We start from the raw sequence: 17693 nt of genomic DNA, 5'->3' as shown, positions 1-17693 counted from the left end.
GCGCGGTCGCGCACGTGGAGACCGCGGCGGACTCGGCCAAGATCCGCCTGCGCCGCATGTGGGGCAGCCAGGCCGCCGGATTCGCCACCACCCTGCCATGCGGCATCTGCCCTCCCACCCTCGCCCGCCGCCTCATCCACTGAACCTGGAGCACCAGTTCCCGATGACTCACCACGTCGAACAGCACGCGATGGCCGAGCCACTCGCCCCCGCCTGGGGCTGGCGCGGGCATGGCGCCGGACGCGCCGCGCACATCCAGGCGGCACCGGAGTACCAAGCCACCACCAGCCAAGCCTGCGGCCTCTACCCCTTCACCGCCGGCTCCGGCACGCCGACCGCCGGCACCCCCGTCGGACGCCACCAACTCTGGGGCGAAGTCGTCTGCCTCGACCCCCTCGCGTGGCTACGCGAAGGGCTCGTCACCAACCCCGGCATGTTCGTCCTCGGCCAACCCGGTACCGGCAAGTCCACGCTGGTGAAACGGCTCGTCACCGGCGCCGTCGCCACCGGAACCACACCGATCGTCCTGGGCGACACCAAGCCCGACTACACGCGCCTCGTCGAATACCTCGGCGGCCAGGTCATCCGAGTCGGACGCGGCGCCGACCGCATCAACCCCCTCGACGCCGGACCGCTGGACGAAGCCCGGCGACGCCTCACCGGCGCCGACGCCGAAACGCTCCGATGGGAAGTGCGATCCCGGCGGCTGTCGCTGCTGCTAGCGCTGGCGACGCTCGTGCGCGAAGCACGCATCACCAACGCCGAGGAAGTCGTGCTCGGGCAGGCCATCGACCTGCTCGACGACCGCCTCGACCACGAACCCACCATCGTCGACGTCCTGCGCATCGTCGAAGAAGGCCCCGCGGAGCTGCGGGCCGCAGCCCGCACCGACACCGACACGTCCTACCGCGCCCAGACTCGCGACCTGGTGTTCACCCTCGATCTACTCATCACCGGCTCCCTCGCCGGAGTGTTTGACTCACCCACCACCCGCCCCCTGAATCTGGATGCGCCCGCCATCAGCGTCGACATCTCCCGCGTCGGAGCCGCAGGCGACAAACTCCTCACCGCCGCGATGCTGTGCACCTGGGCGTACGCGTTCGGCATGGTCGACGCCGCCACCGCCCTGGCCGAACTCGGCGCCGCCCCACGCCGCTCCTACCTCGGCGTCATGGACGAACTCTGGCGCGCCCTACGCGGCGCACCCGGCCTCGTCGAACACGCCGACGCCCTCACCCGCCTCAACCGAGCCAAGGGCATGGCCTCCATCATGATCACGCACTCACTCGCCGACCTCGACGCCCTCGCCACCGAAGAAGACCGCGCGAAGGTCAAAGGATTCGCCGACCGTTCCGCCATCATCGTCCTGGCCGGACTCCCACCCCGCGAGCTGGCCCGCGTCCACGAGATCACCCCGCTCACCGGCCCCGAACAGCATCTCGTCAGCTCCTGGTCGGCGCCCGATTCGTGGCAGCCGGGAGCCCGTCACCCGGGACGCGGCAAGTACCTCATCAAGACCGGCGAGCGGCTCGGCATCCCCGTCGAACTGTCCCTCGTCGGCGCCGAAACCGACCTCTACGACACCGACCAGGCCATCCGAGGAACCGCATGAGCCGCGCAGTATCAAGCGTCCAGGGGGTCCAGCCGTTCCACGTAGCCACAGACCTCGGCCATCCGGCGCCCGTATTCATGCGGATCGAACTTGCCGAAGGCGGACCGGCTCCAAAGCCCGTCGGCTTTGAGGAAACGGCCGCTGTGGTCGGTCCCGAGCCGGTCATCGACATGAAGCAGCGCGCCGATCGCCCAATGCTGGTCGTAGTGGCAATCGGTTCTGGGCAGGTAATGGTCCAGGTAGGCGGTCAGGACGTCGGCGTCCTTGGGTTCTGCGAAACGGGCGAGGGCGAAGCAATAGCCCTGGCCCGCGTACGTGAGCTCGCTGTCCATCAGCAGCCGAGCCAGCGATTCTCGGAACTGGACACGCCGGCTGATGCCGATGAGCCATGCGGCTGTGAGCCGTTCACGCCAGCCGGCAAGCTCGCCCGAATGCAGCAGGAACTCGAGCTCGTCATTGGTTATCTGCCGTGCGTCGCGCCTCAGATCCTGCAGGAAACGACTGCGCTCGTGGTCGGAGAGTCCGGTGAAGTTGCCGTGAAGGAGGTCCAGGTAGCGGCCTACTCCCGGCCTCGGGTTCGCGATGACGTAATGGCGAACAAGTTCTCTGGGATAATCCGGCAGACTGCTGGTCACAGCGGCATTCTCCTCTCCAGTCACTGCCACGCACAACGCTCGCGATCTTCGCGCTCGGTCGCTTCCTTGGTAGGCGCCGCGTGAGCCGGGCGCTCGGGCCACGGGCGTCCATGTTCCATTCCAGTGCGGCCGGTGGATGGCTCGTGCTGGTCGCCTGCTGGGCGCCGATCGTCGGGCTGTGGATCGCGTGGGCTGCGGCCAAGGTCGCCGCGCTGCTCGCCGGTGGACGGGTCATACCGTTCGGTGCCGACTTCGCGTTCGCCATCGCCGAGGGCGACACCGAGATCGCGTGGCCCGGCACGCCGACGCCGCTGGTCCTGCTCGTCCTCGCGCTGTTCGTCACCGCCATCGCGACCGGGATCTGGGTCGGGTGGGGACGTATCTCCGCGCGTTATCCACACCCTGGGGACGCGGTGGCGGCGCTCGCCGACAACCCCGGCCTCGCCGCGCTGCAACCGGACGCGACGGCGAACAAGGCCGTCAGCCTGCGCCGCTCTCTGCGCGACACTGCCCCGGGCGACGTCGCACCCGAAGACGTCGGCCTAGTTCTCGGGGACGTCCTTCTGCCCGGTGACCGTAGCGGCCCGACGTTGTTCACGTCGTGGGAGGACACCGTCGTGGCTTTCATGGCGCCGCGATCGGGCAAGACGACCACGCAGTCGATCCCGCACGTGCTGTCGGCGCCCGGTGCGGTCATCGCCACCAGCAACAAGGCCGACCTGTGGTCGGCGATCGCCGCCGTCCGCGCCGAACGCACCGGCGGGCGCAGCTGGCTGTTCGACCCGCAGCACATCACCTACCAGCCGCAGACCTGGTGGTGGAACCCCCTCAACGGCCTGACCACCGTCGAGGACGCCCACCGGCTCGCCGGGCACTTCGTCCTCACCGTCGACGACGGCCAGAAGAAAGACCTGTGGGGACCCGCCGCCCAAGACCTCCTCTGCGCGCTGTTCCTCGCCGCCGCCACCTCCGGACGATCCCTGCACCACGTCGCGCAATGGCTCGACGAACCCGCCGTCCCCACCCCCATCGAGCTGCTGCAGAAAGCCGGGTTCCAGCTCATGGCGTCCTCGCTCAAAGGAACCCAGAACGGCGCCGTCGAGACCCGCGACGGGATCTACCAGACCGCCCGCACCGCCGCCAAAGCTCCTCATCGCCCCTACGAGGGTTCGCAACTATCGCGTCCGCTGACGATCGGGTCCCGGATCCGCGCGTCCTCATCGCCCCTACGAGGGTTCGCAACAGCCCGCCGGGTGACAGCGGGTCGGGGTAGCCATCCAGTCCTCATCGCCCCTACGAGGGTTCGCAACGCGTTCCGGGGTTCTGAGGCTCCGGGATAAAGGAAGTCCTCATCGCCCCTACGAGGGTTCGCAACACTTGTCCGGCCGGATCGGGCCCGGGTGGGCGCGTCCTCATCGCCCCTACGAGGGTTCGCAACTTGCGGTGCCGGTGGCCGCAGCCGCGCAGGCAGTCGTCCTCATCGCCCCTACGAGGGTTCGCAACGCGTTCCGGGGTTCTGAGGCTCCGGGATAAAGGAAGTCCTCATCGCCCCTACGAGGGTTCGCAACACTTGTCCGGCCGGATCGGGCCCGGGTGGGCGCGTCCTCATCGCCCCTACGAGGGTTCGCAACTTGCGGTGCCGGTGGCCGCAGCCGCGCAGGCAGTCGTCCTCATCGCCCCTACGAGGGTTCGCAACGTGAACGGGGGGCGTTCGCTGTCGTGGGGATCGGGTCCTCATCGCCCCTACGAGGTTCGCAACGTCATCACTGCGGCTGATGGGCTCCCGGACGCCGGGGTCCTCATCGGCCCTACGAGGATTCGCAACCTTACGGACCTCGAAAACGAGGGCCGATGGCCGAAGTCCTCATCGGCCCTACGAGGGTTCGCAACCCCGAGGGCGGGCAGGTCCCGGCCGGGGCCCGGCCGTCCTCATCGCCCCTACGAGGGTTCGCAACGCTTGCTCGACGATCAGGCCCATCTGGTGATCGCGTCCTCATCGGCCCTACGAGGGTTCGCAACTAGTTGACCTCCAGGGTGACTTCCCCGCCGTCCTTGAGTCCTCATCGCCCCTACAAGGGTTCGCAACACGGCCAGGGCGACGGCGTGGACGCTCAATCGGTCTCCGTCCTCATCGCCCCTACGAGCGTTCGCAACTAGAGGACCCGGTCCGCCGTGCCGTCGTACCCGGGTCCTCATCGCCTACGAGGGTTCGCAACATCGCGGCGTCCTCGGTTTTCGGTTTCCGGAAGCAGGTCGTCCTCATCCGCCCGTACGAGGGTTCGCAATGCCTTGATCACCGGTTCCACCGCGGGCTTGAACTCCAGCTGTCATCGTCCCTGAGGGGGTTCGCAACGTGACGTCGAAGCGCCGCTGGTAGGCCGTCGTCTTGTATCCTCGTCGCCCATACAAGAGATCACAACGCGTCGAGCGGGGACGGGTGCACGCGCCGTTTGTGCCTCAGCGGCCCTGTGATGTGCCGCGTTCATTTGGGATCCGGCTGGGCTCGAGACCTCGTTGAGAAGGCTTGTGGGGCCTGCGCCGCTGTTCAGCGCCGGGTCGCTGCACATGTCGCGAGGTGGTGTGGCGTGGGTCACAGTCTCGCGTGGTCACACGGAGACTGATTGACATCTGGTTGACATACGATCTTGAAGGCGCGATCGCTGCGCGTGCTGCAGGGCTCTGACCTGCGGAGACTGTGGAGCGGGTGACGGGAATCGAACCCGCGCTGTCAGCTTGGGAAGCTGAAGTTCTACCATTGAACTACACCCGCGTGGGACGGGGTCGCCGTCCGCGCTTGCGCCATCGTACCGGATCGGCGGGGGGCGTGTGGACCGGGTAGCGTTTCCGCGTGCTGCTCTCCGATCGCGATATCAGGTCCGAGCTCGAGTCCGGGCGGGTCAAGATCGACCCGTACGAGCCGAGCATGGTCCAGCCGTCCAGTGTGGACGTGCGGCTGGACCGGTACTTCCGGGTGTTCGAGAACCACAAGTACCCGCACATCGACCCCTCGATGGAGCAACCGGACCTGACGCGGCCGGTGGACGTGGAGGCGGACGAGGCGTTCGTGCTCCACCCGGGGGAGTTCGTGCTCGCGTCGACGTTCGAGGTGTTCGGGCTGCCGGACGATCTGGCGGCGCGGCTGGAGGGCAAGAGCTCGCTCGGACGGCTGGGGCTGCTGACGCACTCGACGGCGGGGTGGATCGACCCGGGGTTCAACGGTCATGTGACGTTGGAGCTGTCGAACGTGGCGACGTTGCCGATCAAGCTGTGGCCGGGCATGAAGATCGGGCAGATGTGCCTGTTCCGGACGAGCTCGCCGGCCGAGCACCCGTACGGGTCGCGCGAGTACGGGTCGCGCTACCAGGGGCAACGGGGGCCGACGCCGTCGCGGTCGTACCTGAACTTCCACCGGACAAAGGTGTGAACGTGTCTGATTTGTGACCTTAACGTGACGGAACTCACCAAAAGATGAAACATGTTCCCTCAGCAGGTAGTTTCGAGCGACGCAGAGTGTTGGCGTTCGCTTGACAGTCTCTTTACGTGAGTCTCGTCGAGTCCGGGCGCCTGGACGTGTAGGCGACCCGTTTCCGCGCCGTTTGGACGTGGGAACCCGGAAGGAGATCGTGTCCATACTCCGCGCGGAAGGCGTCACAAAGCTGTTCGGCCGTAAGACGACCGAGGCACAACGGAGGATCAAAAACGGCGCGGACCTTGAGGAGATCCGCAAGATCGGCGTCACGCCCGCCGTGGTGGACGCCACGTTCGAGGTGAAGCAGGGCGAGATCTTCGTGGTCATGGGGCTGTCGGGCTCCGGGAAGTCCACGTTGATCCGGATGCTGAACGGGCTCCTGCCGGCGACGGCGGGCAGCATCGAGATCGAAGGCCAGGACATCGCCAAACTGCCGCCGAAGGCCCTGCGGGCCGCGCGGCAGAACAAGGTCAGCATGGTCTTCCAGCACTTCGCGCTCTTCCCTCACCGAACGGTTCTGGCTAACGCCGCGTACGGGCTCGAAGTACGCGGTGTCACGAAAGAAGAACGAGAGAAGACCGCCCGTGAGTTCCTCAAGTTGGTGGGACTCGAGGGGTGGGAGAGCAAGCTTCCCGGGCAGTTGTCGGGCGGCATGAAGCAGCGTGTCGGGCTCGCCCGGGCGCTGGCTTCGGGCACCGACATCATTCTGATGGACGAGGCGTTCAGCGCCCTCGACCCCCTGATCCGCCGGGAAGTGCAGGATCTGCTGCTGGACCTGCAGGCCAGGTTCGGCAAGACGATCGTGTTCATCACGCACGACCTGAACGAGGCCATGCGCATCGGCGACCGGATCGCCGTGATGCGCGAGGGGCGGATCGTCCAGATCGGCACCGCCGAGGAGATCCTGACCGATCCGGCGAACGACTACGTCGCGCAGTTCGTCGCGGACGTGGACCGTACCAGGGTGCTGACCGCGTCGTCGGTCATGGAGAAGCCGCTGGTCACGGTGCTCGCGACGACGGGCCCGCGGACGGCGTTGCGGACGATGCGCGAGCATCAGACGTCCGCGGCGTTCGTGGTGTCGCGGGACCGCAAGCTGCGGGGCCGGGTGCGGGCGACGAAGGTCGCCGACGCGGTGCAGGACGGCGTGGACAAGCTCGACGGGCTGATCGACGCGGAGGATCCCGAGCCGGTGGCCCCGGACACCCCGGTGGCGGAGCTGTTCGCGCGGTGCGCGGAGAGCGACCTGCCGGTCCCGGTGACCGACGAGGACGGGACGCTGCTCGGCGTGATCCCGCGGGTGACGCTGCTGGCCGCGCTGGGCGCGATCAACACGCAGGTGGACGACGCCGTGGTGCAGGACGTCGTGGCCCCGGAGCTGGCGCTGACGAAGGAGGGCGGCAAGAGTGACACCGACTAGGGCGGTGGAACTGCCGCGCATCGAGGTCGGCGAGTGGTTCTCCACGATGGTGGGCTGGTGCAACGACCACCTGGGGTGGTTGTTCGACGCGATCGTGACGGCCGGCGAGACGACCGTGGACGGTCTCGCGGAGGGGCTGCTGTCGGTGCCGCCGCTGGTGCTGGTGGCGATTCTCGCGCTGCTCGGCCTGCTCGTGGCGGGCTGGAAGGTGGGCCTGTTCGCGCTGCTCGGGTTCGGGCTGATCGACAGCATCGAGCTGTGGGAGCCGGCGATGGACACCCTGGCGCTGGTGCTGGTGTCGGCGGTGGTCGCGGTGGTGATCTCGATCCCGCTGGGCATCGCGGCGGCGCGCAACGAGATGGTGAGCCGGGGGCTGCGGCCGGTGCTGGACCTGATGCAGACGATGCCGGCGTTCGTCTACCTGATCCCGGCGATCTTCTTCTTCAGCATCGGGCCGGTGCCGGGCATGGTGGCCACGGTGGTCTTCGCGATGCCGCCGGGGGTCCGGCTCACCGAGCTCGGCATCCGCGGCGTCGACCCGGAGATGGTCGAGGCCGGTGAGGCGTTCGGGACGCCGCCGGGCAGGATCCTCACCCGCATCCAGATTCCGCTCGCGATGCCGTCGATCATGGCGGGCGTCAACCAGTTGATCATGCTTTCGCTGTCCATGGTCGTGATCGCGGGCATGGTCGGCGCGGGCGGCCTCGGCGAGGTGGTGCTCGGTGGCATCCAGCGCGTCGACGTCGCCGCCGGGTTCGAGGGCGGCATCGCCGTCGTCGTGCTCGCCATTTTCCTGGACCGGCTCACCGGAGCCCTGGGCGACCGCTCGAGCGTCTCGCGCGCGACCGCGGTCGGCTGACCAGGGCCGTCGGCCAGGTACGCAACACAAGGAAAGGACGGGCATGCGCCTGAAATTCAAGGGTCTTGCGATCGGGGCCATGGCTCTGACGCTGGCGTTCGGCACCGCGGCGTGCGGGTCGGAGGACTCCGGCGGCGACGCCGACAAGAGCATCACGATCGGCATGGTCTCGGGCTGGGCCGAGGGTGAGGCGGCCACGCACCTGTGGGACAAGCTGCTCACCGACAAGGGCTACGACGTCGAGATCAAGACGCTCGACACGGGGCCGCTGTACACCGGCATGGCGCAGGGCGACGTGGACCTGTTCCTCGACGCCTGGCTGCCGGGCACGCACGAGGACTACTGGAAGCAGTTCGGCGACAAGCTGGAGAAGGTCGGGTCCTGGTACGACTCGGCGCCGCTGACGATCGCCGTGCCGGAGTACTCGCCGCTGCAGTCCCTCGAGGACCTGAAGGGCAAGCACGGGGAGTACGACGGGACGATCGTCGGCATCGAGCAGAGCTCGGGCCTGTACCGGGTGTCCTCGAAGGAGATGCTCCCGGCGTACGGGCTGGACGACGAGTGGAAGGTGAAGACGTCGTCGACGCCGGCGATGCTCACCGAGCTGCAGAAGGCCATCGAGGCCAAGGAGGACATCGTCGTCACGCTGTGGCGTCCGCACTGGGCCTACGCGAAGTTCCCCATCCGTGACCTGAAGGACCCGAAGGGCGCCATGGGCAAGCCCGACACGATCTTCACGGTCGCGCGTGAGGGCTTCAGCGAGGAGCAGGCGGAGGTCGCCGGCTGGCTGAAGAAGTTCAAGATGGACGACAAGCAGCTGGGGACCCTCGAGGACCTCATGGAGAACAAGTACAAGGGCAAGCCCGAGCAGGCCGTGGACGAGTGGCTGAAGGCGAACCCGAACTTCGCGACGTCCATGACGGGCTGATCGCGCGCCGCTGAACGTCCCGCCCGACCTGGGACGTTACGCAGGGTGTCAGAGGGCCGTCCGGTGCGAACCGGACGGCCCTCTGCCGTTGCCGGGGGTCAGTGCGCGAGTCCGACGGCGACCAGGACGGCGAGGAGGCCGAGGCCGGTCGCGCAGAGGGTGAGGACGCGGGGGTGGCGGCTGTGGGCCTCGGGGAGGATCTCGGCGGCGGCGAGGTAGAGCAGGACCCCGGCGAACATCCCGAGGTAGGGGCCGAGGACGGCGTCGGGGACGCTGACGAGGGTGGTGAGGGCGGCGCCCGCGACGGGGGCGAGGGCGGCGGCGAACAGCAGGGCGAGGGCGGGCCGGCGGTCGGTGCGGTCGAGGGACGCGGCGGTGAAGGTGTTGAAGCCGTCGGCGAAGCCGTGCGTGACGACGGCGAGGGTGACGACGACGCCGACGTCGGTCCCGGACTGGAAGCCGAGCCCGATGCTGATGCCGTCGACGAGGCTGTGCAGGACGAGCGCTAGCGCGGCGAGGAGGCCCGCCTGGGAGCCGCCGGGGTGACCGTGGCCGTGCCCGGTGCGGTGCCCGCCGGGTTCGCCGTGGGCGTGGACGTGCGGGGCGTACTCGTCCTCGTGGGCGCGGTGGATCGCGACGGCCTGCTCGACGACGTGCAGCAGCAGGAACCCGGCGGCGAACGTGATCATGGGGAGGGGGACGCCGAGGACGTGCGTGCCCGCGAGTTCGAGGGACTCGGGGATGAGGTCGAACGCGACGACGCCGAGCATCAGGCCGCCGGCGAAGCCGAGGACGAGGTGCCGGCGGTCGCGGACGCGCATGGCGGCGAAGCCGCCCGCGAGCGTCATGAAGAACGCGAGCGCGGACACGAGGACGGCCATGAGCCGATCCCTACCCGCGTGGATCTTCCTACCCGTCCTTGGCGGGCTACAGAACGCTTGACCGTCCGGCACATGCGAACGGCCCCGCCCCCGGACGAACCGGGGACGGGGCCGCGCGCGCGTGCGTCGGTTACTCGGCCGCGACGGGCTCCTTCTCGGGGGTGGTGCCTTCGCCCTTGATGGAGCGGATCAGGAGCTGGGAGACGTCCACGACTTCCAGGGACTCCTTGGCCGCGCCCTCGTTCTTCTTCTCGTTGATCGCGTCGCCCAGCATGACCAGGCAGAACGGGCACGCGGTGGAGACGGTGTCGGGGTTCGTCTCCAGCGCCTCGTCGACGCGCTCGGTGTTGATGCGCTTGCCGATGCGCTCTTCCATCCACATCCGGGCGCCGCCGGCGCCGCAGCAGAAGCCGCGGTCCTTGTGCCGGTGCATCTCCTGGGTCTTGACGCCGGGGACGGTCGCCATGATGTCGCGCGGCTGCTTGTAGACCTTGTTGTGGCGGCCCAGGAAGCAGGGGTCGTGGTAGGTGATGTTCTCCTCGATCGGGGTGACCGGGGTGAGCTTGCCCTCCTCGACCAGGTGCGCGAGCAGCTGGGTGTGGTGGACGACCTCGTAGTTCCCGCCGATCTGCGGGTACTCGTTGGCCAGCGTGTTGAAGCAGTGCGGGCACGTCGCGACGATCTTCTTGACGCCCGCGTCGTTGAGCGTCTCGACGTTCTGCTGGCCGAGCATCTGGAAGACGAACTCCATGCCCAGGCGGCGGGCCGGGTCACCGGTGCAGGCCTCCATCGGGCCGAGCACGGCGAACTTGACGCCCGCGATGTGCAGCAGCTCGGCGACGGCCTTGGTGGTCTTCTTGGCCCGGTCCTCCAGGGCGCCGGCGCAGCCGACCCAGAACAGGTACTCGGTGTCCTCGGAGACCTTGTCGTCGACGACCTCGACCTCGAAGTCGAGCTCCTCGATCCACTCGAGGCGCTTCATCTCGGACATGCCCCACGGGTTGCCCTTGTTCTCGAGGTTCTTCAGCATGACGCCGGCCTCGGACGGGAACGAGGACTCGATCATCACCTGGAAGCGGCGCATGTCCAGGATGTGGTCGATGTGCTCGATGTCGACCGGGCACTGCTCGACGCACGCACCGCAGTTGGTGCAGGACCACAGGACGTCCGGGTGGATGACGCCGTCGTCGGCGACCAGCTCCTTGTCCACCTGCATGGCGAGCTTCTGCTCGTCGGTGAACTTCTCGCGCTCCTCCTCGGAGGCGAGCATGTAGGGCGCCTTGGCCAGGGCGTGGTCGCGCAGCTCCAGGATGACCATCTTGGGCGAGAGCGGCTTGCCGGTGTTCCAGGCGGGGCACTGCGACTGGCAGCGACCGCACTCGGTGCAGGTCGCCATGTCGAGGAAGCCCTTCCAGGTGAAGTCCTCGATCTTGCCGCGGCCGAAGACGTCCTCGTCCGGGTCGGCCTCCTCGAAGTCGAGGGGCTTGCCGCCCGACATCATCGGCTGCGCGGCGCCCAGCCCGTCCGGGCGGCGCTTGAACATGACGTTCAGCGGGGCCAGGAAGATGTGCAGGTGCTTGGAGTTGACGACGAACACCAGGAACACGAACGCGACGCCGAGGTGCGCGAGGAGACCGACGGCCTCCAGCACGTGGAGGGTGTCGTCGGACATGCCCTCGAACAGGTTCCCCGTCAGGTGGGAGAAGTACGCGGCGCCGTTGTAGCCGAAGTTGCCGCGCGCGACCTCCACGCCCCGGAAGAAGAACATCGTCCAGATCACGTTGAAGATCATGAACAGCGTGATCCACGCGCCCGACAGGTGCGAGCCCTTGAACCGGGACTGCCGGCCGATGCGCTTGGGGGAGTTCTTGATGCGGATGGCGGTGAACACCGCCAGGCCCGCGAAGCACGCCAGGGCGATGGTGTCCTGGACGAACCCGATCGGGCCCCAGGTCTGCAGGCCCGGGATGTGCGCGTCGAGCCCGAACAGCAGCTGCACCGCCGCCTCGAGGTAGACGGTCGCGAGCAGGAAGAACGCCCACATCACCGCGAAGTGCGCGGCGCCGGCGATCGTCCACTTCAGCAGCTTGCGCTGCCCCAGCACCTCGACCGCCTGGCCTTCGACGGCCTTCTTGGGCTCCCGCTTGACCTGAAGCGTCCGCTCCGGGTCGGGCTGCCCGACCATGGCGGTCTTGTACAGGAACAGCACCCGCCGCCCCGCGAGCGCCAGCGTGACCGCCAGTCCGGCGAGCCCGATGATCAACGTGATCCAGTACACTGTTCCGTCCTCCTGGGTACGGGCGATGGCAGTCAGCGTAGGGCTCGTGACAGACTGCACCTCATCCGGGTCCCGAATACTACTCGGTAGTAGCTTATGCGTCACCCACCCGGGCCGGCACCGTCGCAGACCAGGACGGAGCGTACCCGGCGGCCCCTCCCCCGGTATACGGCGCCGTCGGCGAAGCGATTTCCTCCGATTCCCCTCCGACTATCGATGAGTTCCGCGCCGGCCGGGAGTCCGCATCCTGAAGACCGGGACAGGACCGGGCACGGTCCGCTCGCCGTCCAGCTCGCCGTCCATGCTCACCGTCCATGGAGGATGCACGATGACGCCGACCACCGACCACGGCCCCGCGACCCGCCGCCTGGCGGGGCTGCTCGCCGCCATCCCCGACTCCGCGCTGGCCATGCCGACGCCGTGCGCGGACATGAACCTCGCCGCGCTCCTCGACCACGTCCACGGCCTGTCCATCGCGTTCACCGAGGCCGCGGCCAAGAAGTGGCCCGAGGGCGGCTCGCGGCGACCGGACGTCGACGCGGCCAACCTCGCGCCCGGCTGGCGCGTGGAGATCCCCGAGGCACTGGACGGGCTCGCCGCGGCGTGGCGCGACCCGGCGGCCTGGGAGGGGATGACGGAGGCCGGGGGCGTGCAGATGCCGGGCGAGGTCGCCGCGAACGTCGCGCTGAACGAGATCGTCGTCCACGGCTGGGACGTCGCGCGCGCCACCGGGCAGTCCTACGAGGCCGGGGCGGACGAGATCGAGGCGTGCCTCGCGTTCGTCGGGCCGTCGGTCGAGGAGAGCGGCGGCGCGGGCATCGAGGGCCTGTTCGGCCCGGCCGTCGCGGTGCCGGCGGACGCCGAGCCGCTCGACCGGTTGATCGCGCTCACCGGGCGGGACCCGGGCTGGGCCCCGCCGAACCAGTCCCCCGTGCGGCGGACCCCGGCGCCCTGACCGGAGGCGCCGGGGTCCGGACGGCCGCGGGGTCAGACCCGCTCGAAGACGGCGGCGAGGCCCTGGCCGCCGCCGATGCACATGGTCTCCAGCCCGTAGCGGGCCTCCCGGCGGTCCATCTCGCGGGCGAGCGTGGCCAGGATGCGGGCGCCGGTCGCGCCGACGGGGTGGCCGAGCGAGATGCCGGACCCGTTGACGTTGACGCGGTCCCAGTCGCCGTCCGCGAGCCTCCACTCGCGGGCGACGGCGAGGACCTGCGCGGCGAACGCCTCGTTCAGCTCGATGAGGTCCATGTCGGCGAGGGTCAGCCCGGCGGCGGCGAGCGCCTTCGCGGTGGCCGGAACCGGCCCGATGCCCATGGTGCGGGGCGGCACGCCCGCGCGCCCCCAGGACACGAGGCGGACGAGCGGGCGCAGGCCGAGCTCGGCGGCGCGTTCGGGCGTCGTGACGACGCACGCGGCCGCCGCGTCGTTCTGCCCGCTGGCGTTCCCGGCCGTCACGGTGGCCTCGGGGTCGTTCTTCCCGAGGACCGGACGCAGCTTCGCGAGGCCCTCCATGGACGTGTCGGGGCGCGGGTGCTCGTCGGTGTCGACGACCGTGTCGCCCTTCCGCCCCTTGATCGTGACGGGGACGATCTCGTCGGCGAACCGTCCGTCCCGCTGGGCCGCGACGGCCCGCGCGTGCGACCGCACGGCCAGTTCGTCCTGTTCCTCCCGGCCGATGCCGTACTCGCGCCGCAGGTTCTCGGCGGTCTCCAGCATCCCGCCGGGCACGGGGTGGTTGACGCCGCCCGCGGTGACGCGGCCCTGGGCGAGCGCGTCGTGCAGGTCGATGGACGGGCCGCGCACGCCCCACCGCGCCTTCGTCGTGTAGAAGGGGGCGTTGCTCATGCTCTCGGTGCCGCCCGCGATGACGACGTCGCTGACGCCGGTCTGGATCTGCATGGCGGCGTCGAGGACGGCCTGCAGGCCGGAGCCGCAGCGGCGGTCGAGCTGGGTGCCGCCGACCTCGACGGGCAGCCCGGCGTCGAGCGCGGCGACGCGGCCGATCGCGGGCGCGTCGGCGTTGGGGTTGCACTGCCCGAGGATCACCTCGTCGACGGCGTCGCCGGGCAGGCCGGTGCGCGCCAGGAGGGCCCGGATGACGGTGGCGGCCAGCTCGGCCGGCGAGACCGGCTTCAGCACCCCGCCGAACCGGCCGATGGGGGTCCGCAGCGGCTCGCAGATGACCGCTTCGCGCATGGGCATGCTCCTCAGCTCGACGACTGGCGACGCACTCCGCAGGTTATGGGGTCGTTCCGGCCGGATGCCCGCCGGGCTTCCGCCCAGTGGAGGGTCTGCGCGGCCGTCCACGGGCGGGCGGGTGAGACCGGCGGCGCCCGGGGTAGCACCCCCGTGGCGCGTCCGGTCCGGGACGCGCCCGCACGGGACTGGGAGGTTCGATGGCCGGGGTGCCGATGAAACTGCTCAAGACGCTGCTCGCCGTGGTGACGGCGGTGACGCCGGCGTCGCTTCCGGCGGTCGCGGTGGCGGGGGTCCTGGGCGCCACGGCGGCCGTGACGGCCGGGTGCGGCGGCGGCGAGGACGGCGACAACGAGCAGGAGCGGGACGAGAACGAGCGGGACGATCAGCGGCAGAACGAGGACGACGAAGACGGCGGCGGCTACTGACGCGTGAACGCCGGCCCGTGAACGCCCGCCCGTGAACGCCGGCCCCTGAAAGCACCGGGACGGACCCGGCGCGGAGCGCACCCGTAGCATCGTCCCGACGGACGGGTGCGAGGAGACGGCTGGTGCAGGACGCGGGCATGGTGCAGGACGCGGGCATGGTGCAGGGCGGCGCGGAACGGGACGGCTCGGCGGTGCGGGACGCGGAGCGGTGGGCGCGGGACGTGCGGACGCTCCGGGTGATCGGCGCCGGGGCGATGGGGCGCGGCATCGCGCAGCTCGCGGCGGCGGGCGGCGTGACCGTCGAGCTCGCGGACGTCCGGCCGGAGGCGGTGCGGGACGCCGTCGAGTACGTCTCCGGGATGTTCGACAAGCTCGTCGCGAAGGGCCGGATGTCCGCGGAGGACGCGGCGGCCGCGAAGGGCCGGCTGCGGCCGGTGGGCGAGCCGCTGACGCCGTTCGGCGAGTGCGACCTCGTCGTGGAGGCCGTCCGCGAGGACATGGAGACCAAGCGCGAGCTGTTCGCCGCGCTGGAGAAGGCGTGCCCGCCGGGGACGGTCCTGGCGACCAACACCAGCTCGCTGCCGGTGACGGCGATCGCGGCGGCCCTCGCGGACCCGTCGCGGCTCGCCGGCCTGCACTTCTTCAACCCGGTGCCGCTGATGCGGCTGGTCGAGGTGATCCCGGGCGCGCGGACGGCCGGGTGGATCCCGGACGCGCTCGCCGCGCTCGTCCGCCGGCTGGGCCACGAGCCGGTGCGGGCGCCGGACGCGCCCGGCTTCCTCGTGAACCACGCGGGGCGCGGGCTGGTGACCGAGGCGCTGCAGATCCTGTCGGAGGGCGTCGCCGAACCGGTGGACGTCGACCGGATCGCCCGGGACGTCCTCGGCCTCAAGATGGGCCCCTGCGAGCTCCTCGACCTGACCGGTATGGACGTTTCGCACCCCGTGATGGAGTCGGTGTGGACGGGCTTCTACACCGAGCCGCGGCTGCGCCCGTCGCGGTTGGGGCGGGCGCGGCTGGAGGCGGGGCTGCTCGGCCGCAAGACCGGCGCGGGCTTCTACGCGTACGCGGACGGCGTGAAGCGGGAGCCCGCGGAGGTCGCGGCGCCCGCGGACGCCGAGCGGCGGCCCGTGTGGATCCACGAGGACGCCGGCGCGGGCGGCGGCGAGCCGGGCGCGCGGGAGACGCTGGGCGCGCTGCTGTCGGCGGCGGGCGTCGAGGTCGAGTCCGGGGACGAACCGTCCGGGCGGGCGATCGTGCTGGTGACGCCGTACGGGGAGCCGGGCGGCGCGATCGCCGTCCAGGACGGCCTGCCGGTCGAGCGGACGCTGGGCGTCGACCCCCTCGGCGGGTTCTTCACGCGGCTCACCCTCGGCGTGCACCCGGCCGTCGACCGGGCCGCGGGACGGTCGGCCGTCGCGGCGCTCGCGGCGACCGGGCGTCCGGTGAGCGTCGTGCGGGACGGCCCGGCGCCGGTCGCGCAGCGGCTGCTCGCGTCGATCGTGAACGTCGCGTGCGGGATCGCCGAACAGGACCTCGCGCGTCCCGCGGACATCGACACGGCCGTCCGGCTCGGCCTCGGCTACCCGCGCGGGCCGCTGGAGTGGGGGGACCACGTGGGCGCGGAGGTCGTCCTCGACATCCTGGAGGGGCTGTCGGCCGGCACGGGCGACCCGCGGTACCGGCCGTCCACCTGGCTGACCGAGCGGGCCGGCCTCGGCCTCCCCCTGACCGAGACCGGCACCCGCCCGGCCGACCTGCTCTCCTGACGGGCCGGACGGCACGGTCGGTTCAGGACCCGGGGACCTTCCGCGGCGGGGTCGGCCTGCCGTCGCTCCAGCCCATCTCGGGGACGGCCTCGAAGTCGATGATGAAGCCGGGCTCGCGGTCCTTGTAGGGGCCGCCGGGCTTGGTCAGCACGTTCTGCATGGCCAGGACGTTGCCGGTCGCCCTGTCGAAGACGATCTCCTGGCGGCTGGTGTAGGTGCCCTGCCGCTCGGGCGGCGTGCCGAACTCACCGGTGACCTCGACGGTCCGGTCACCGGACGTCAGCGCGACGCCCTTGCGGCCGAGCGGGTCCGTCGTCTCGCCGACGGCCCGCACCCCGGGCTCGGCCATCAGCGCCTTCATCAGCGCGGCCCGCACCTTCGGCGGGATCGGCAGCCCGCCGAGCCGCCACCCGACCGCGCGGATCTTCGTCGCGGCGGCGAACTCCGGCGTCTTGAAGCGGGCGGGGACGTCCTTGCCCCCCCGCCCGCCGAACATCTCGTTCACCAGTTCCTCGTCGTCGAAGAACCGTTCGGCGAGCGCCTCCGGGTCGGCCGGCAGGTTCTGGAGCTCTTCGATGGTGAACTCCCCGAGCTGGTCCTTGATCGGGCCGGTGCCGCTCAGGTCCCACTTCGCCTGCTCCGTCATGTCGAACGTGAGGGCCTTGTCGCCCGACCACACCTCGACCTTCGCAGGTGAACCGGCCTTCGCGTACGCCGCCTCGTCCGCCGCCGTCCAGAGCCGGGGGGCGGGTTCGCGCCCGTAGTACGTCACCTTCATGCCCGGTTCCAACCCGGTCACGACGAACATCTCGCTGCGCGCGCCGACGAGCGCGTAGGCGCCCGTCCGTGCCGGGACGACGTACGACTGGCCGCTGGTGTGGTGGATGTAGAAGTACTTGCCGGTCCGCTGCTTCGCGGCGTTCTCGGCCGCGGCCAGAACGGCCTGCTTCCCGAGGTCCACCGGGGCGGCCTGCGTACCGCCCGGGGCCGGGGGTGCGGCGCCCGGCCCGAGGACCGACACCGCGACGGCCGCCGCGGCGCCCGCCGCGACGAGGCCGAGGCCGGTCTTCAGCGGCCACCCGAACCGTGCCCGCGTCCGGCCGCGCCCGCCGGAGGGGTTCGCGATCTCGCGCCGCAGCCGGCGGCGGCCCTCGTCCTCGGCCGTCCGGGTGGGGGGTTCGTCCAGCATGTCGGCGATCGCCTTCAACTCGTCCATGG

The 17693-nt window shown here is 70.4% G+C and carries 13 protein-coding genes, 1 tRNA gene, 1 pseudogene and 1 CRISPR repeat array; of the genes and pseudogenes, 9 read left to right on the top strand and 6 right to left on the bottom strand.

What is annotated here, in order from left to right; genetic code table 11:
• The first annotated feature begins 97 nt into the window (after positions 1-97).
• Positions 98-1612, top strand: a complete 1515-nt coding sequence (locus ACFQ11_RS24690; protein WP_378302608.1) for a hypothetical protein — start codon at positions 98-100, stop codon at positions 1610-1612.
• Between the two features lie 11 nt (positions 1613-1623).
• Here the strand turns inward: ACFQ11_RS24690 and ACFQ11_RS24685 are convergent, their stop codons facing one another.
• Positions 1624-2247: a DUF6000 family protein gene (locus ACFQ11_RS24685; RefSeq protein ID WP_378302606.1), complete on the bottom strand. Its 624-nt coding sequence runs from the start codon at positions 2245-2247 to the stop codon at positions 1624-1626.
• Between the two features lie 110 nt (positions 2248-2357).
• On the opposite strand from ACFQ11_RS24685, the gene ACFQ11_RS37855 reads away from it, so the two are divergent.
• Positions 2358-3587 (top strand): type IV secretory system conjugative DNA transfer family protein, encoded by a 1230-nt coding sequence (locus ACFQ11_RS37855; RefSeq protein ID WP_449193601.1) that lies wholly within the window; start codon positions 2358-2360, stop codon positions 3585-3587.
• Between the two features lie 454 nt (positions 3588-4041).
• Positions 4042-4401: a CRISPR direct-repeat array (repeat unit 30 nt; unit sequence GTCCTCATCGCCCCTACGAGGGTTCGCAAC).
• A 542-nt stretch (positions 4402-4943) separates the two neighbouring features.
• Here ACFQ11_RS37855 and ACFQ11_RS24675 read toward each other — a convergent pair.
• Positions 4944-5017 (bottom strand) — tRNA-Gly (locus ACFQ11_RS24675).
• A 78-nt stretch (positions 5018-5095) separates the two neighbouring features.
• Between ACFQ11_RS24675 and dcd the strand changes: the two genes are divergently transcribed.
• The 4 genes and pseudogenes from dcd (at position 5096) to ACFQ11_RS24655 (ending at position 8923) form a co-directional block, all read left to right on the top strand.
• Entirely contained in the window at positions 5096-5671 is a 576-nt protein-coding gene (dcd, locus tag ACFQ11_RS24670; protein WP_378302604.1) for a dCTP deaminase, read from the top strand.
• Between the two features lie 199 nt (positions 5672-5870).
• Positions 5871-7136 (top strand): quaternary amine ABC transporter ATP-binding protein, encoded by a 1266-nt coding sequence (locus ACFQ11_RS24665; protein WP_378302602.1) that lies wholly within the window; start codon positions 5871-5873, stop codon positions 7134-7136.
• A gap of 73 nt (positions 7137-7209) precedes the next feature.
• Positions 7210-7995: pseudogene (locus ACFQ11_RS24660) on the top strand (ABC transporter permease); the annotation flags it as partial.
• A 79-nt stretch (positions 7996-8074) separates the two neighbouring features.
• Positions 8075-8923 carry a glycine betaine ABC transporter substrate-binding protein gene (locus ACFQ11_RS24655; protein ID WP_378302600.1) on the top strand — a complete coding sequence of 283 codons (849 nt, stop codon included), beginning with the start codon at positions 8075-8077 and terminating at the stop codon, positions 8921-8923.
• Between the two features lie 98 nt (positions 8924-9021).
• Here the strand turns inward: ACFQ11_RS24655 and ACFQ11_RS24650 are convergent, their stop codons facing one another.
• Both ACFQ11_RS24650 and ACFQ11_RS24645 read right to left on the bottom strand, forming a co-directional pair.
• On the bottom strand, positions 9022-9804 hold the full coding sequence (locus ACFQ11_RS24650; protein ID WP_378302598.1) for a ZIP family metal transporter: 783 nt from the start codon (positions 9802-9804) through the stop codon (positions 9022-9024).
• A gap of 130 nt (positions 9805-9934) precedes the next feature.
• Positions 9935-12082, bottom strand: coding sequence for a (Fe-S)-binding protein (locus tag ACFQ11_RS24645; protein ID WP_378302596.1), 2148 nt, complete (start codon positions 12080-12082; stop codon positions 9935-9937).
• A gap of 328 nt (positions 12083-12410) precedes the next feature.
• On the opposite strand from ACFQ11_RS24645, the gene ACFQ11_RS24640 reads away from it, so the two are divergent.
• Positions 12411-13037: a TIGR03086 family metal-binding protein gene (locus ACFQ11_RS24640; protein WP_378302594.1), complete on the top strand. Its 627-nt coding sequence runs from the start codon at positions 12411-12413 to the stop codon at positions 13035-13037.
• A gap of 32 nt (positions 13038-13069) precedes the next feature.
• Here ACFQ11_RS24640 and ACFQ11_RS24635 read toward each other — a convergent pair whose 3' ends face one another.
• Positions 13070-14278 carry an acetyl-CoA C-acetyltransferase gene (locus ACFQ11_RS24635; protein WP_378302592.1) on the bottom strand — a complete coding sequence of 403 codons (1209 nt, stop codon included), beginning with the start codon at positions 14276-14278 and terminating at the stop codon, positions 13070-13072.
• 200 nt (positions 14279-14478) lie between these two features.
• On the opposite strand from ACFQ11_RS24635, the gene ACFQ11_RS24630 reads away from it, so the two are divergent.
• Both ACFQ11_RS24630 and ACFQ11_RS24625 read left to right on the top strand, forming a co-directional pair.
• On the top strand, positions 14479-14706 hold the full coding sequence (locus tag ACFQ11_RS24630; RefSeq protein WP_378302590.1) for a hypothetical protein: 228 nt from the start codon (positions 14479-14481) through the stop codon (positions 14704-14706).
• A 122-nt stretch (positions 14707-14828) separates the two neighbouring features.
• Positions 14829-16475: a 3-hydroxyacyl-CoA dehydrogenase gene (locus ACFQ11_RS24625; RefSeq protein WP_378302588.1), complete on the top strand. Its 1647-nt coding sequence runs from the start codon at positions 14829-14831 to the stop codon at positions 16473-16475.
• 22 nt (positions 16476-16497) lie between these two features.
• Here ACFQ11_RS24625 and ACFQ11_RS24620 read toward each other — a convergent pair whose 3' ends face one another.
• Positions 16498-17691, bottom strand: a complete 1194-nt coding sequence (locus ACFQ11_RS24620; RefSeq protein WP_378302586.1) for a hypothetical protein — start codon at positions 17689-17691, stop codon at positions 16498-16500.
• Positions 17692-17693 lie beyond the last annotated feature (2 nt).

The organism is Actinomadura sediminis (assembly GCF_042675525.1).
GTDB classification, from domain to species: Bacteria; Actinomycetota; Actinomycetes; order Streptosporangiales; family Streptosporangiaceae; genus Spirillospora; species Spirillospora sediminis.
This window is presented reverse-complemented; position numbering and strand designations above follow the sequence as displayed.